The sequence below is a fragment of the Nostoc sp. genome (genome assembly GCF_036916655.1).
Lineage (GTDB): Bacteria > Cyanobacteriota > Cyanobacteriia > Cyanobacteriales > Nostocaceae > Nostoc.
The window spans coordinates 1-14572 of the sequence record NZ_JBALFY010000070.1; the positions used below are offsets into that span (position 1 = coordinate 1).

15 protein-coding genes are annotated in these 14572 nt (G+C 42.0%); 9 read left to right on the plus strand and 6 right to left on the minus strand.

Going from position 1 to position 14572, the window contains the following annotated elements; genetic code table 11:
* From V7L31_RS20190 to V7L31_RS20205, 4 genes are all read right to left on the minus strand, one after another.
* Positions 1-329 (minus strand): transposase (locus tag V7L31_RS20190; RefSeq protein ID WP_334697895.1); only part of this gene is annotated, 329 nt, incomplete at its 3' end.
* Between the two features lie 29 nt (positions 330-358).
* A complete protein-coding gene (locus V7L31_RS20195; protein WP_334697896.1) occupies positions 359-814 on the minus strand; it encodes a helix-turn-helix domain-containing protein in 456 nt (151 codons plus the stop codon).
* Between the two features lie 444 nt (positions 815-1258).
* The gene (gene panB, locus V7L31_RS20200) at positions 1259-2029 is read right to left on the minus strand and encodes a 3-methyl-2-oxobutanoate hydroxymethyltransferase (protein ID WP_334697897.1); all 771 of its coding nucleotides are present in this window, start codon (positions 2027-2029) and stop codon (positions 1259-1261) included.
* 106 nt (positions 2030-2135) lie between these two features.
* Complete coding sequence (locus V7L31_RS20205) at positions 2136-3242, minus strand: ligand-binding sensor domain-containing protein (protein WP_334697898.1); 1107 nt, start codon at positions 3240-3242, stop codon at positions 2136-2138.
* A 1091-nt stretch (positions 3243-4333) separates the two neighbouring features.
* Between V7L31_RS20205 and V7L31_RS20210 the strand changes: the two genes are divergently transcribed.
* The 6 genes from V7L31_RS20210 (at position 4334) to V7L31_RS20235 (ending at position 8993) form a co-directional block, all read left to right on the plus strand.
* Positions 4334-5764 carry a form I ribulose bisphosphate carboxylase large subunit gene (locus V7L31_RS20210; protein ID WP_334697899.1) on the plus strand — a complete coding sequence of 477 codons (1431 nt, stop codon included), beginning with the start codon at positions 4334-4336 and terminating at the stop codon, positions 5762-5764.
* A 101-nt stretch (positions 5765-5865) separates the two neighbouring features.
* Positions 5866-6273, plus strand: coding sequence for a RuBisCO chaperone RbcX (gene rcbX / locus V7L31_RS20215; RefSeq protein WP_334697900.1), 408 nt, complete (start codon positions 5866-5868; stop codon positions 6271-6273).
* A 45-nt stretch (positions 6274-6318) separates the two neighbouring features.
* Positions 6319-6648 carry a ribulose bisphosphate carboxylase small subunit gene (locus tag V7L31_RS20220; protein WP_334697901.1) on the plus strand — a complete coding sequence of 110 codons (330 nt, stop codon included), beginning with the start codon at positions 6319-6321 and terminating at the stop codon, positions 6646-6648.
* 228 nt (positions 6649-6876) lie between these two features.
* A complete protein-coding gene (gene psbP / locus V7L31_RS20225) occupies positions 6877-7422 on the plus strand; it encodes a photosystem II reaction center PsbP (RefSeq protein ID WP_334697902.1) in 546 nt (181 codons plus the stop codon).
* Positions 7423-7534: 112 nt separating this feature from the next.
* Positions 7535-8128: a Maf family protein gene (locus tag V7L31_RS20230; RefSeq protein WP_334697903.1), complete on the plus strand. Its 594-nt coding sequence runs from the start codon at positions 7535-7537 to the stop codon at positions 8126-8128.
* 127 nt (positions 8129-8255) lie between these two features.
* Complete coding sequence (locus V7L31_RS20235; protein ID WP_334697904.1) at positions 8256-8993, plus strand: phycocyanobilin:ferredoxin oxidoreductase; 738 nt, start codon at positions 8256-8258, stop codon at positions 8991-8993.
* Between the two features lie 323 nt (positions 8994-9316).
* Here the strand turns inward: V7L31_RS20235 and V7L31_RS20240 are convergent, their stop codons facing one another.
* Entirely contained in the window at positions 9317-9577 is a 261-nt protein-coding gene (locus V7L31_RS20240) for a hypothetical protein (RefSeq protein ID WP_334697905.1), read from the minus strand.
* Between the two features lie 389 nt (positions 9578-9966).
* Between V7L31_RS20240 and V7L31_RS20245 the strand changes: the two genes are divergently transcribed.
* From V7L31_RS20245 to V7L31_RS20255, 3 genes are all read left to right on the plus strand, one after another.
* On the plus strand, positions 9967-11391 hold the full coding sequence (locus V7L31_RS20245) for an HlyD family efflux transporter periplasmic adaptor subunit (RefSeq protein ID WP_334697906.1): 1425 nt from the start codon (positions 9967-9969) through the stop codon (positions 11389-11391).
* 102 nt (positions 11392-11493) lie between these two features.
* Entirely contained in the window at positions 11494-12648 is a 1155-nt protein-coding gene (gene devC, locus V7L31_RS20250) for an ABC transporter permease DevC (protein WP_334697907.1), read from the plus strand.
* Between the two features lie 128 nt (positions 12649-12776).
* Positions 12777-13484 carry a DevA family ABC transporter ATP-binding protein gene (locus tag V7L31_RS20255; protein ID WP_334697997.1) on the plus strand — a complete coding sequence of 236 codons (708 nt, stop codon included), beginning with the start codon at positions 12777-12779 and terminating at the stop codon, positions 13482-13484.
* A gap of 85 nt (positions 13485-13569) precedes the next feature.
* Here the strand turns inward: V7L31_RS20255 and V7L31_RS20260 are convergent, their stop codons facing one another.
* Positions 13570-14394: a hypothetical protein gene (locus V7L31_RS20260; protein WP_334697908.1), complete on the minus strand. Its 825-nt coding sequence runs from the start codon at positions 14392-14394 to the stop codon at positions 13570-13572.
* Positions 14395-14572: the final 178 nt, after the last annotated feature.

A 14572-nucleotide genomic window follows, 5' to 3' on the forward strand; every position in this document is an offset into this window, starting at 1 on the left:
TGTACTTCTTTGCATCGGTGTATTGGCCCATTATCTTGAACAATTACGCGAATACGTCCAGTTTTTTCGGCATCTTGGGCTTCTTGCTCCATCATTTGGATATAAGACTTGCGATTAACACCCCCGATTACCAAACCGTAAACAAAACTGATCAAAGGTTGAAGTAACCCAATAATGCTGAGTCGGCGACCACGACGACGAGTTTGTTCCAAACGTTTTTGCTCACCTCTGAAGTAATAGGTGTAGCCTGGTTCACTCCACAGACAAAACCCTGATTCATCTAAATATTTGAGGTCTATTTCTCGTGTGGCCGCAGATAGTTCCAGCATATCCAGGTCTGCTTGTTTCTGTTCTCGAACTATAGGGTCTTGTTTTCCTTTGTGGCTTTTCCTGGTCCGTTTCCAATTGATCCCCTTTTTTTGAGTACCCGTCTTAATCTGTCGGGACTCAGTTTAATCGAGCGTTCAGTTGCTAATTTTTTCGCTAATTGAGGACTGTTATACGTGCGTGGTTCTTTTTTGAGGCATTCTTCTAAAAACACTATGTCAACTTCAGTCCATTTGGCTTTCCCTCCTCGACCAGGTAATTCCCAAAGCCCTTCTAGACCTTGCTTTTTCCATCTATGCAAAACTTCCCTGACTGTCTGTGAACTCCAATTTACATGGGCCGCAATTTTTTCCACGTACCAACCGTGTGCGTTTAATCTAATGACTTCTGCTCGATCTTTGACTTTCTGTGGTACATCTGCTGTTTTCAGGTTTAATAGGGTTGTGTCTTGCTCACGACTCAGGAATACCCTTAAACGAGCGCCCATATTTTAATTACCTCGGTAGATATTTTCTCCGTATTTACTTATCTTTACATAGTTTGGTTTTTTCCCGCCTACTTACTTAGTATCAAATATGAGAATACTAAAGCAGAATATATGTTGTAAGGAAGTTTATTTTGATTGTCATTGAAGAATCTAGATATCGCTCAGAAAAGGTAGGATTATTTTCAGCTAAAAATGCGTAAACTGAAGTTGATATCTTTGCCCAAGCAAGGCTTTCTAAACGAGATTCATTAGATTCTTCATTGGCTAGTTCTTGAGCGTTGAAAGTAGAGACTTCAGCTAAACCAAGCCAGTTAAATTTTTATGGTACTTGCTGTTGCTTTGCCCAAACCATTCTCAACCAAGTTTGCACTTGCTCTACATCTTGTTGAAGTAGAACTCTTAAGAAATTTGCTGCTTCAGTTTCACCCATAGTTAATGATGAAGTCAAGGAAACTTGCGCTCTCGCACTTCTGCGGCATAATCTTGCACAGCTTTGGTAATCGTCTCGCGCAAATTCGTGTAAACTTTGGCGAATGGTGGATGCTTTTCTGCCAGTCCAAGGACATCTGAGGTAACTAAAACTTGTCCATCACAGTGAATTCCTGCACCGATACCAATTGTAGGAATACTCAATTTTTGGGAAATCTGCATTGCTAAATCTGCGGGTATATGCTCTAACACGAGAGAAAATACACCCGCTTGTTCGAGAGCGATCGCTTCTTGTAAAATTCTCTCACTCGCTTCTTGCGTCTTACCTTGTTGTCGCAAACCCAGTTGATGTATTGATTGTGGTGTCAAACCCACATGACCCATGACTGGGATTCCAGCTTGTACTAAACGAGCCACAGTTTCGGCCATTGCTGGATAGCCACCCTCTAACTTTACCGCTTGAGCGCCCGTTTCCTTCAGCACCCGCCCAGCTGAGTGCATCGCTTGTTGGAGACTTTCTTGATACGTCAAAAATGGTAAATCTACAACTACTAATGCCCGTTTCACCCCACGGCGCACAGATTTGGCGTGATAGATAATTTCATCCAAAGTAATTGGTAGTGTTGTTTCATACCCTAGAACTACTGCCATAGAATCACCCACAAGGATTAAGTCTACACCAGCTGCGTCGAGGAGTTGAGCGATCGCATAATCCCAGGCGGTCAACGCCACAATTGAACGCCCTTGTTGTTTCCATTGAATTAATTGCTGGGTAGTGATTGCCATTTTTCTCGGTGGGGAGTAGGGAGTAGGGAGTAGGGAGTAGGGATTAGGGATTAGGGATTAGGTAATTTCACCACTCCCTACTCACCACTCCCCACTCCCCATTCCCTCATTTAACAGCGCGACTGAAAGCAATATGGGGTTTTGCACTATCCGTTTTGGGCATTAACCAAGCCAGACCTTCACTAGTGCCTATCCATAATTTATTAGCGATGTCAGGTGCAAGGGTAAGAACCCGACTAGAAGGCAGTCCAGCAACTTCTGCATCTAACACAGCTCCCGTATTTGGATTTAATCGTAACAAACCATTACTAGTCCCAACCCAGAGACTACCATCTTTAGCAAAACGTACCGCTTTCACGTCACGCCCACGTAAGCGAGTCACAGACCGCAACACTGCGCCAGTTTTTGGGTTAATAACTAGCAAATTATTCGCCATTCCCGCCCAAATTAACCCTTCTGGACTAATAGCTAAAGCTTGTACGGTTGTCCCTGGTAAATCGGCTATCCGCTTCATAATCGCAGCACTAGCAGTATTTACCCGCACCAATCCATCAAGAGTGCCAACCCACAGTTGACCTTCAGCATCTAAAGTCAGGGCGTTGGCGCTGACACCAGGCAGATTTTTTAATGTTGTCATAATCAAGCCTTGGTCGGGACTAATTAAAGCTAAACCGCTATCAGTTCCAGTCCACAAATAACCCCGCTTGTCAAGTAACAGTGACAACACGCGTTTAGAAGGCAAAAATAAATTCTGCGCGGTGATTTCGCTAGTGCGGGGGTCTACTCGGATTAATCCTTCATAACTTCCCACCCACAAGCGTCCTACTTTATCTTGGGCTAAAGCACCAATCGCAACATTTGGTAAGCTAACACGAGAAATAATCTTGCCAGTTTTCGGATCAATCCGCGATAGTCCGCGCCAAGAACCTACCCAAAGATTACCTGTAACATCTTGCAGCAAATTACCGACACGATAATCTGTTTCTGGCGAATGTTCTTGCACTCCTCGCTCATCGGGTAAGGGTTCTACTCGCGGAGGTGGTGCAGAAGGTGGATAAGCAGGGGCTACATCAGATGAATTAACGTCAGGGGTTTTTTGTGCCCATCCCATACTTGGTAAAGCTATCAACCCCAGCAGGGTAGAAGTAATCAATAAACTAGTACGCTTGCAAAACAATACCACGGTGACATTCCCTTTGGAGACAGTACCCATAGCCGTTACCGAAACTAGCTTTGGGTTAATTCCAGTGTTCCCCTAGCTGGGATTTTTTAAACATTGGGGATTGGGGACTGGGGATTGGGGACTGGGGAATAAGAAAGTATTCCTAATGAATAAAAATTAAATAACATACAATTTATGTCCCTGATTTCCTTCACCCTCAATCCCTCTCCTTATTTAATCCACGTTTCTAAATATTTATGACTTACGCATTGACAAGAAATGCCGAATATGAATAAGGTTTTTAACCATATCTTTCGTAAGGGCACAGCATTGCTGTGCCCTTACAACATGGTCTATTTACGTAGTTTACCGCCGTAGGCATCGCAGGATAATTAAGAAAAGCCTGAAAACTTCCTATTTTAGTTAATTCACATCACGACGCATTTGTACAGTGCGTAAGTCCTAATATTTATTTCCTAGTCCCCAATCCCTAGGTCCCATTAATGACATTTTGTAAAGCTTTTGTAACAAAAAGTTTAAATCTTTATGTAATAACAAAATTAAATAGATAAGTTAAAAACTTTCAAAGAATAACTTATCGAATTCTTGATATATTGTGAAACAAGTTACAAATTACGTGGCGTGCAATTTTTTTATCTTTCGCTCACCACTTTGCTAAATCTCTGTCAAGTAAATTCTTTTCTGGTATCTTTTCCATCAACGGAGAAGATATGAGGAGTGTAAAGGCGGGAATGTGTGCCAGCCAGCCCAATACCCTGAATATCCCGATTTATGGGGGAATTATCTAAAATCAATCCGTAAAAAGCGGAAGCTTTGGTGAAATTGAGAAGGTTTAGTTGGGTGCAAAGAAGAGGTAAAAAAGAATTTTGATTTTTAGCAAGAGGAACAGTAGAAGCGCTAGGTCGTGTATCCCTACAACGGGATAACACTGGTGAGGAGGGCTACCACCGCTACCAAAGTGTCCACCGCAAAAAAACTACTAACCTTTGCCAAAGAAAACCCCTAAGAAAAATTTTTCCTGATCTTCCCCTCGCTCAAAAGGGGCAAGAGTGGGGTCAGGAAAAGTTGCACAAAACGTGGTTTGATAATTAACAAGAGTGATTTCAGGGAAGGATAAAATTATGTCTTACGCTCAAACGAAGACTCAGAGCAAGTCTGGGTATAAAGCCGGGGTTCAAGATTACAGATTAACTTATTACACACCCGATTACACACCAAAAGATACCGATCTCCTAGCTGCGTTCCGTATGACACCTCAGCCTGGTGTTCCTCCCGAAGAAGCAGGTGCGGCTGTTGCGGCTGAATCTTCCACAGGTACTTGGACAACTGTATGGACAGATTTGCTCACCGACCTCGATCGCTACAAAGGTCGTTGCTATGATATCGAACCAGTTCCCGGTGAAGACAACCAATATATTGCCTACGTTGCCTATCCTTTAGACTTGTTTGAAGAAGGTTCTGTAACCAACGTATTGACCTCAATTGTCGGTAACGTATTTGGTTTCAAAGCTCTGCGCGCACTACGTTTAGAAGATATCCGCTTTCCAGTAGCTTATATCAAGACCTTCCAAGGACCTCCTCACGGTATCCAAGTTGAGCGCGACAAGTTAAACAAATACGGTCGTCCTTTGCTGGGTTGTACCATTAAGCCCAAATTGGGTCTTTCCGCTAAGAACTACGGACGCGCTGTATACGAGTGCTTACGCGGTGGTTTGGACTTCACCAAAGACGACGAAAACATCAACTCTGCACCATTCCAAAGATGGCGCGATCGCTTCTTGTTCGTTTCTGAAGCTATCAGCAAAGCCCAAGCTGAAACCGGTGAAATCAAAGGTCACTACCTCAACGTCACCGCCCCCACTTGTGAACAAATGTTGCAACGGGCTGAGTACGCTAAAGAACTCAAGCAGCCCATCATCATGCATGACTACCTCACCGCAGGTTTCACCGCCAATACCACATTGGCTCGTTGGTGCCGCGACAATGGTATCTTGCTGCACATTCACCGTGCGATGCACGCTGTAATTGACCGTCAAAAGAACCACGGTATCCACTTCCGTGTATTGGCTAAAGCCCTACGCTTGTCTGGTGGCGATCACATCCACACTGGTACAGTAGTCGGTAAATTGGAAGGTGAACGTGCTATCACCTTGGGCTTCGTTGACCTGTTACGTGAAAACTACATTGAGCAAGACAAGTCTCGTGGTATTTACTTTACCCAAGACTGGGCCTCTTTACCTGGCGTAATGGCAGTTGCTTCTGGTGGTATCCACGTATGGCACATGCCCGCGCTAGTAGAAATCTTTGGTGATGACTCCGTACTACAATTCGGTGGTGGTACTCTAGGACACCCTTGGGGTAACGCTCCTGGTGCAACCGCTAACCGCGTCGCCTTAGAAGCCGTTGTTCAAGCTCGTAACGAAGGCCGCAACTTGGCTCGTGAAGGTAACGATATCATCCGCGAAGCTGCCAAGTGGTCTCCTGAACTGGCTGTTGCTTGCGAACTGTGGAAAGAAATCAAGTTTGAGTTTGAAGCAATGGATACCGTCTGATCAAAAGTTAGGAGTTAGAAGTTAGGAGTTAAGAGTTACATTAATTCATAACTCATAACTCATAACTCATAACTCATAACTATTGACGGCTGGGGTCAAGCATGAATCTTAAGCAAATTGCGAAGGACACAGCCAAAACTCTCCAAAGCTATCTGACTTATCAGGCTCTAAGGACAGTATTGGCGCAGCTAGGCGAAACGAATCCGCCATTAGAACTTTGGCTGCATAACTTTTCGTCTGGCAAAATTCAAAATGGTGAGTCATTCATTGAGCAACTGTTGCGAGAAAAACCTGATTTGGCTTTGCGAATCATGACTGTCAGAGAACACATTGCAGAAGAAATTGCAGAATTTTTACCGGAAATGGTTCGCACTGGCATTCAACAAGCCAATATGGAGCAACGTCGCCAGCATTTAGAACGCATCACACGAATAGACACATCTAACCCCAGTCTGCAACCAGAACAGCAAGCAACCTCAGATCCGAATTTGGATAACTCATCCAATTAGTTCGGTCAACTCAGTAGTAAAAATCGCAACCCATTATCAAAAGCTATGCAAACTTTACCAAAAGAGCGTCGTTACGAAACCCTTTCTTATCTTCCCCCTCTGTCTGACGCTCAAATTGCCAAGCAGATCCAGTACATTTTGAATCAAGGTTACATTCCAGCGATCGAATTTAACGAAACTTCTGAGCCAACAGAATTATATTGGACACTGTGGAAACTACCTTTGTTCAATGCTAAATCTACTCAAGAAGTATTGAGCGAAGTTCAAGGATGCCGTTCTCAATTCAACAACAGCTATATCCGCGTTGTGGGTTTTGACAACATCAAACAGTGCCAAATTCTTAGCTTCCTTGTTCACAAACCCAACAGATACTAAGTCTAGTCAGTTGGAATTAATCATGGGATAGTTCAATTAATTTGTCTATCCCTGTATAGGAGAGGTAGAATTATCTGCCTCTCTTTTTTTATAATTAGGTGTTAGGGAATATAAGCATTTATACTTCACTATTTAATGCATTATCCGAAGCGTACCGCTTGGTGGGAGAATAAAGACGAGAAATGATGCAAGCCTTGTGTTATCTCCAGCCCAAAGGAATTTGTAGAAATGTGGAAACGAATTGTATTAATTTTGCTATTGGTGTTGAGCTTCAGTCTGAGTAATTCTGATGTGGCGGCTGCGTCTGGACTCAAAAGCTTTGTAGACACTAGTGATGGCTATCAGTTTTTATATCCTAACGGTTGGCTACCAGTTAAAGTTGCTAATGGGCCAGATGTGGTTTTCCACGATTTGATTGAGGTGTCTGAAAACGTTTCGGTTGTAATTAGCCCAGTTCCAGAAGGCAAAACCTTGTCAGAATTGGGAACCCCAACAGAAGTAGGATACAAATTAGGAAAAGCGGCTCTCGCGCCTCCTGACTCTGGTCGTTCGGCTGAATTAGTTAATGCCGTGCAACGAGAAGTAGACGGTAAAACATACTACCTTTTGGAGTATGAGGTTAAACTCCCCAATCAACAAGAACGTCACAACATTGCCAGTGTTGCTGTGAGTCGCGGTAAACTTTTTACCCTCAACGCTTCAATTCCTGAAAAACGCTGGCAGAAAGTTAAACGAATGATTGATGAGGTTGTTAATTCTTTTTCTGTTTATTAATTGGGGAGTAGGGAATAGGGAGCAGGGAGTAAGGAATAGGGAATAGGGAAGAAGAAATATCAAAAATAAAGATAATGCCCAATGCCTAATTAACAAATTTTTCTAAAATCTCATGAAAATTCCACCTTTTGTACTTGCTTCAGCTTCCCCAGCCCGACGCCGCTTGCTGCAAACTGTTGGTATTGAACCAATAGTTCGAGCAAGTGATTTTGATGAGTCGCAAATTGAATTAAGTGAACCAGCAGAATTAGTCAAAACTCTTGCCCAGTACAAGGCGGAAACTGTAGCCCCACAGTTTGAATCAGCTTTGATTATGGGTTGTGATTCAGTTTTGTCTATGAATGGTGAAATTTATGGCAAACCAGCAGATACCTCTGAAGCGATCGCACGTTGGCAGATAATGCAAGGTAACTTTGGCGACTTATACACAGGTCATGCCTTAATTGACAATAACCAGAATCGTACTTTAGTCAAGTCTCAAGTTACAAGAGTTTACTTTGCTCAAATGAGCGAAAAAGCAATTAAAGCTTATGTTGCCACTGGTGAACCACTCAAGTGTGCTGGAGCCTTTGCCATTGAGGGTTTTGGTAGTTTCTTCGTAGAAAAAATCGCCGGCTGTCACAGCAATGTAATTGGACTCAGTTTACCCCTACTGCGGCACATGCTAAGTGAATTGGGATACGATGTCACAGATTTTTGGCAATAGTCCCTTGTCTAAAGTTAATGACCAATGACAAATGACAAATGTCAAGTGTTTGCTTATATTGCAGACCACAACAGCTATGGCACGACAGGTTGTAGACTGGCCATTAGATCGCATTCCCAACTAGCTTATGTCATTTACTTCTATGCCCTCGCTGCGTGAGCAACAACATCCCCTAATTCGTCAGCTAGCTGATTGTATTGAGGCAGCTTGGCATCAGCACTTAGATTTATCCCCCTACCATTTGCCTGATGAGTTGGGGTATGTAGAAGGTAGATTAGAAGGCGAAAAACTGACGATTGAAAACCGTTGCTATCAAACGCCTCAGTTTCGGAAAATGCATTTGGAATTGGCGAAAATTGGCAATATGCTGGATATTTTGCACTGCGTCATGTTTCCTCGTCCAGAATATAACCTGCCGATGTTTGGTTGTGATTTAGTTGGGGGTAGAGGTCAAATTAGTGCGGCGATCGCCGACCTTTCTCCGATTCAAGTAGAGCGTACATTACCAGAATCTTATACTTCTGAACTGACACAGCTAACAGTGCTTAACTTTTCCCAACCCCGTGAATTACCGGAATGGGGAAATATTTTTTCGGATTTTTGTATCTTTGTGCGCCCCAGTTCCCCAGAAGAAGAAGCAATGTTTCTTTCGCGGGTGCGAGAATTTTTAGACATTCATTGCATCCAAGCGATCGCCTCACATCCTGTTTCAGTTGAACAAGTCACCCAAAATCTGGCCGGACAACACAACTATTGCACCAAACAGCAGCAAAACGATAAAACCCGCCGCGTATTAGAAAAAGCCTTTGGCCCAGCTTGGGCAGAAAATTATATGACCACAGTTTTATTCGATCTCCCAACTTAATCATCCCTCCATCTCCCTTATCTGTAGGTTCTGTTACGTTTTCAGGTAACGGATAAATGTAGAATTCATTCAACGAGAGTTTAATGGAGTCCCAAAACAGCAGCAGGGAGAGTAGTAAGGTCTTTGAAGCAAATATCACAAAATGGTTTGTTGTCTTGGAAGGTGCAAGCAACTAGAGACAGCTAACTCATTGACCAGAAAGTTAAGGAAACTCTAATGTTAAGAATGCTCAAGTTGACAGATATTTTTTAGTTAGTTAATCGTTGATTCACTTAAGGAAGACTAACTTTTGTAACAAGATTGTATCCAATAAAGGCAACAGTCTATTTTTGATGTTTCTTTTCAATTTTGTGAGTAACTATAGCTGTAGTGAATGTAGCAGTAAAGTCAATAAGGTTCGGATAAGGTTTTTTTGATGACACGCCGCTAATCGCAAAGACGCGATAAATCGCCGTCTTTACAATAATCAGTCCTTTGTAGAGACGGCGATTTATCGCGTCTCTTGCCTTAACCGAACCGTATTGGCAGTAAAGTACCGCATCATACCAATTTAGAATTTTGTGTAGAGACGTAATATATCGCATCTCTACATCTAGATTCATACTGCTTGTGAATTCTGCTAGCTACTATTGCGCTCATGTCTCAATCATACTCACAGTTATTGAATAGCCAGCTATTGATAGCACTTCTGGGTTTCAATACAGACCTAACCCGCTAACCCCCTTCCCGACACAGAAAGGGGGAAAATTCAAAGTCTCTGTTTTTAGGAGAGAGATTTAGAAAGAGAAGTGTACTGCATACAAATAAACACCATTTTGCAAAGCCATAGTGTTGAGCATTCATAACACAGTGGATTTTTAAACCATACCCAGCCTTAAACCACCGTTACTTGTCCTAACGGGACTGGCTGTTGATTAAAAACCCTTTTATTTTTACTTCCATCAGCACAATTCAGGTAAATGGGCAACATACTATGTCAAGGGTGACTGAAAAGCCAAAGCCAAGTGAACAGACGCTTAATAGTGAACAACCAAAGATTTGGTGGGGTATTGCTATAGCTGTACCAGTAGTAATTGCTGCTGGCATACTAGGCACTGCTAAAATCGAGCAGCTGAGAAAACTAACTACATCTGCACCTGTAATGCCATCTAGCAATAGCATTAGTGCTGTAGGGCGTTTGGAACCGCGAGGCGAAGTTGTTAAATTGTCCGCCCCATCATCAGGATTAGCACCATCGTCACGAATTCAGCAACTTTTGGTGAGAGAGGGTGAAAAGGTAAGGCAAGGTCAAATTGTGGCAATTTTGGACAACCGCGATACCCAAATAGCCGGACTACAAGAGGCAAAAGCGAAAGTGCAAGAAGCCCGTGCGAATTTAGCGCAAGTCAGGGCTGGATCTCCAAGAGATATTCAAGCTCAAAGAGCAGTTATTGCTCGTCTACAAGCGCAGTTACTTGGAGAAAGAGATGGTCAACAAGCAACGATCGCTCGGATTGCAGCCCAGTTAAGTGGTGGTAAACTTGTCCAACAAGCAACAGTAAATCGCCTAGAAGCAGAACTCAGTGGGCAAAGAGAAGCCCTGAGAGCAACACTTACACGTATTAAAGCCCAACAGCGCAATGCTCAAGTCGATGCTGGACGCTATGATTTTTTATACAAAGAAGGTGCAATTTCTCAGCAAGAGCGGGATAGTAGACGCTTGAGTGCAATAACTGCTAATCAACAGGTGGCTGAAAGCCAAGCTACCCTAAAGCAAACATTGGCAACTATACGACAGCAACTTGCTGAGGCGAGAGCGAATCAAATCCAAAATTTAGCAACTTTGCAACAGCAACTCATCGAAGCCAAAGTTAACCGTGACAAAACTTTAGCAACTTTGCAAAGACAAATCGATGAAGAAAAGGCCAAACTAAGCAGAATTTTAGATGTTAGTCCTACCGATGTGCAAGTAGTGCAAGCCCAAGTTAGTAATGCGATCGCAAATGTCAGAAAAGCCGAAGCAGAACTGAGGTTGAGCTACGTTCAAGCACCAATCGCTGGAGAGATTTTAAAGATTTACACCAAATCGGGTGAAGCAATTGGCGCAAATGGCATTGCTGAACTTGGCCAAACCAACCAAATGTTCGTAATTGCTGAAGTTGCCGAAGATAGCATTGGTAAAGTGCGCCTTGGTCAAAATGCTACTGTCACCAGTGATAACGGTGCATTTAGCGGCGAATTAAAGGGAACTGTCACAGAAATCGGCAGAAAAATTGGTAAAAAAGATGTGCTGAATACAGATCCAGCAGCAGATGTGGATGCCAGAGTTGTAGAAGTTAAAATTGCTCTGTCTCCAGAAGATAGCCAGAAAGTTTCTGGTTTAACTTACGCCAAAGTTGTTGTCGATATTAATAACTAATTAAGTTATAGGCGAGCAGCAATACAAATTTGCGATTTGATATTTTGGATTGAGAATGTTCTTAATTACGAATTCTCTTAACTGTGCTTGGATGCCTATAAAATGAATCAAAAAATTCCTCTGTCTTGGCTACAACTGACAAGAGAAAAAACTCGCCTAGCTGTGGCTTTAGCAGGAATTGCTTTTGCTGATATTTTAATGTTTATGCAACTCGGCTTCCGAGATGCTCTATATTATAGTAACGTTCGATTCCATAACAGCTTGCAAGGTGATATTGTTTTAATTAACAGTCAATCTAACGCTATATTGGCGATGAGAAGCTTCTCTCAACGACGGTTATATAAAGCTTTAGAGTTACCCGCAGTTCAATCAGTACATCCGATATATTTAGATTTTACAATTTGGAAAAATCCTGTAACAGGCCGTCCTCGTAGCATCCTGATATTTGGAATGAACCCAGAAACTAACCTAGTTAACTTACCTGGAGTTCAGGAAAATTTAGATAAACTTAAATTACCTGATGTAGTTTTATTTGACCGTTCTTCTCGGCTAGAGTATGGGCCGATCGCTACTAATTATGACCAAGGAAAGCCTGTAACGGCAGAAGTACGAAGACGGCGAATTAAAGTAGGAGGACTCTTTACATTAGGTGCATCATTTGGTGCAGATGGTAATTTAATTACGAGCGATCTTAACTTTTTCCGAATATTCAACAATCGTCAAAAAGGATTAATTGATATTGGGCTAATTAGATTAAAACCGGGAGCAGATGCTAATGTTGTTGCCCAACAATTACGAAAGTATTTACCTAATGAAGTAAATGTTTTAACTAAACAAGAATTTATTGATTTTGAGCGGAGTTACTGGGCGAATAGTACAGCTATTGGCTTTATTTTCACATTAGGGACTGTCATGGGTTTCATTGTGGGGACTGTGATTGTTTATCAAATTCTTTATACAGAAGTTGCAGACCACTTAGCTGAATATGCTACTCTCAAAGCAATAGGTTACACACAAAACTATTTATTGACGGTCATTCTTCAAGAAGCTTTATTATTAGCAGTTTTAGGCTATTTCCCTGGAATAGTTTTTGCCTTGTTTATGTATAACAGCGCTAGAAATGCAACACTTTTACCAGTTTTCATGAGTTTTGATCGAGCGGTAATGGTATTGATTTTGACTATGTTAATGTGCATCATTTCTGGTGCGATCGCAGTTAGAAAATTACGCTCTGCCGATCCAGCAGATATATTTTAATTAATTCAATCTTAATCAAGATATGTTAACAATAAGTTTGATTTATGATGATAACTAAGCAAATTTAATTTCTGACTGTGACTACAATTAAATTTTGGAACCACTAATTTATAACTAACAAAAATATGATGGGAAAAGAACCTGTAATCGCCATTAAAAGCCTCAATCACTTCTATGGCAAAGGCGCACTGAAAAAACAGATATTATTTGACATCAACTTAGAAATTTATCCGGGTGAAATTGTAATTATGACCGGGCCATCAGGTTCAGGAAAAACAACATTACTGAGCTTAATTGGTGGTTTGCGGTCTGTACAAGAGGGAAGTTTAAAATTTTTAGGTGAAGAACTCGTTGGCGTTAGTCAAAACAAACTGGTGCAGATGCGACGCAACATTGGTTATATTTTCCAGGCTCACAATTTGCTAGGGTTCTTGACAGCAAAACAAAATGTGCAAATGGCGGTAGAATTAAACGATAATATTTCTCAAGCAGAAGCAGTGGCTAAATCAAAAGCCATGCTGGGGTCAGTTGGTCTAGAAGAACGAGTTGATTACTACCCAGATAATCTTTCTGGTGGACAAAAACAAAGAATAGCGATCGCCCGCGCCCTAGTGAATCGTCCACCCCTAGTCCTAGCAGACGAACCAACAGCCGCATTAGACAAACAATCAGGACGCGATGTCGTGGAAATAATGCAGAGTCTAGCCAAAAATCAGGGAACGACTATCTTATTAGTGACACACGACAACCGCATTTTAGACATAGCCGATCGCATCGTAGAAATGGAAGATGGTCTTTTAACCCGTAATTCCGCAAATACGGCCATTCAGTCATGATTTTAGTCATTTGTCCTTTGTGAATGATCAATAACCAATGACTAATGACCAATGACCAATACCAATGACTAATAACAGCCATAATTTATTGTCTAGCCGAGCCTGATTTTTTAGTTCCAGGTGACTTTGGCGGAGTTGGAGTATTTGGTTGGCGAGTAGTACGGAAAGTTACATTTACGCCTTCATTCGATTGTTCTAGCACCAGTAGAGGCGTAGGTTTGGCCTTTTGATCCCAATGCATAGTAGCAATCCGACCTTGAATTATTGGCTGCCAACTATCTTCGTCTTCTATAGGGCTTAAGTAAGTTTCTATACAATCAATAATTTGACTAATAGTCGCAGAAGTTGCTTGTGTCGGCAACTTCATTAACTTGATTTGAATCCGAAACAGCACTCGTTTAGCAGAATTCCCTGGACTACCAGTTTCATACTCGACATCAAAAATTTCATCTACTTGCCGTCCAGTGCTATTAGCAATTCCAACCGATCCTTGTTGGGCTTGACTTGGACGCAGGGCTTGAGAAATTTTTTCTTTGATCTGAATCTTTATTTGATTAAGAATTGCAAAATGAAACACCTCCTCTGACATCCGCATTCGCAGATAATCCAGGTTAAAATCCCGTGAGTTCACCAAATCGGGATTAGTTTCCATTTTGCGAATTGTTTCCAGCGCCAGCTTAAACTTTTTCTCTAGTTCTCGCGCCCGGAATTGTTCAAACTTAAGTTTTTTCTCCAGCTGATCCTTCTGGAGTTTAATATACACAATCAAAGCAATCACCACTAAAGCCAGTCCTCCAGAAGTTACCAACAGTAATGGTGGTATTTGAGGATTACTTGCTGGCACTTCCTGGGATGCCTTTTTAATAGCCTTTTTCCCAGAGGATTGGGCAAGAAACATTGAAGTGGACATGGTGGGAAACTGAAAAACTTGACTCCTGATGTTTAGGATGCCCAAATCTTCAAGGTCATCTTGCTGTATGATTAATATTTTTTACAGCCTTTTACAAATCGTATATGTCCAGAGATTTGACCTGGATTTCTCAGAAGTGAGAAATCCAAGGGGGTGTGGGAGGTGTGGGAGGATGGGA

What these genes read in the sequence shown, in the direction of transcription:
- V7L31_RS20195 (WP_334697896.1), bottom strand. Translation starts at nt 814, where the DNA reads ATGGGCGCTCGTTTAAGGGTATTCCTGAGTCGTGAGCAAGACACAACC.
- panB (WP_334697897.1), bottom strand. Translation starts at nt 2,029, where the DNA reads ATGGCAATCACTACCCAGCAATTAATTCAATGGAAACAACAAGGGCGT.
- V7L31_RS20205 (WP_334697898.1), bottom strand. Translation starts at nt 3,242, where the DNA reads ATGGGTACTGTCTCCAAAGGGAATGTCACCGTGGTATTGTTTTGCAAG.
- V7L31_RS20210 (WP_334697899.1), top strand. Translation starts at nt 4,334, where the DNA reads ATGTCTTACGCTCAAACGAAGACTCAGAGCAAGTCTGGGTATAAAGCC.
- rcbX (WP_334697900.1), top strand. Translation starts at nt 5,866, where the DNA reads ATGAATCTTAAGCAAATTGCGAAGGACACAGCCAAAACTCTCCAAAGC.
- V7L31_RS20220 (WP_334697901.1), top strand. Translation starts at nt 6,319, where the DNA reads ATGCAAACTTTACCAAAAGAGCGTCGTTACGAAACCCTTTCTTATCTT.
- psbP (WP_334697902.1), top strand. Translation starts at nt 6,877, where the DNA reads ATGTGGAAACGAATTGTATTAATTTTGCTATTGGTGTTGAGCTTCAGT.
- V7L31_RS20230 (WP_334697903.1), top strand. Translation starts at nt 7,535, where the DNA reads ATGAAAATTCCACCTTTTGTACTTGCTTCAGCTTCCCCAGCCCGACGC.
- V7L31_RS20235 (WP_334697904.1), top strand. Translation starts at nt 8,256, where the DNA reads ATGTCATTTACTTCTATGCCCTCGCTGCGTGAGCAACAACATCCCCTA.
- V7L31_RS20240 (WP_334697905.1), bottom strand. Translation starts at nt 9,577, where the DNA reads ATGCGATATATTACGTCTCTACACAAAATTCTAAATTGGTATGATGCG.
- V7L31_RS20245 (WP_334697906.1), top strand. Translation starts at nt 9,967, where the DNA reads ATGTCAAGGGTGACTGAAAAGCCAAAGCCAAGTGAACAGACGCTTAAT.
- devC (WP_334697907.1), top strand. Translation starts at nt 11,494, where the DNA reads ATGAATCAAAAAATTCCTCTGTCTTGGCTACAACTGACAAGAGAAAAA.
- V7L31_RS20255 (WP_334697997.1), top strand. Translation starts at nt 12,777, where the DNA reads ATGGGAAAAGAACCTGTAATCGCCATTAAAAGCCTCAATCACTTCTAT.
- V7L31_RS20260 (WP_334697908.1), bottom strand. Translation starts at nt 14,394, where the DNA reads ATGTCCACTTCAATGTTTCTTGCCCAATCCTCTGGGAAAAAGGCTATT.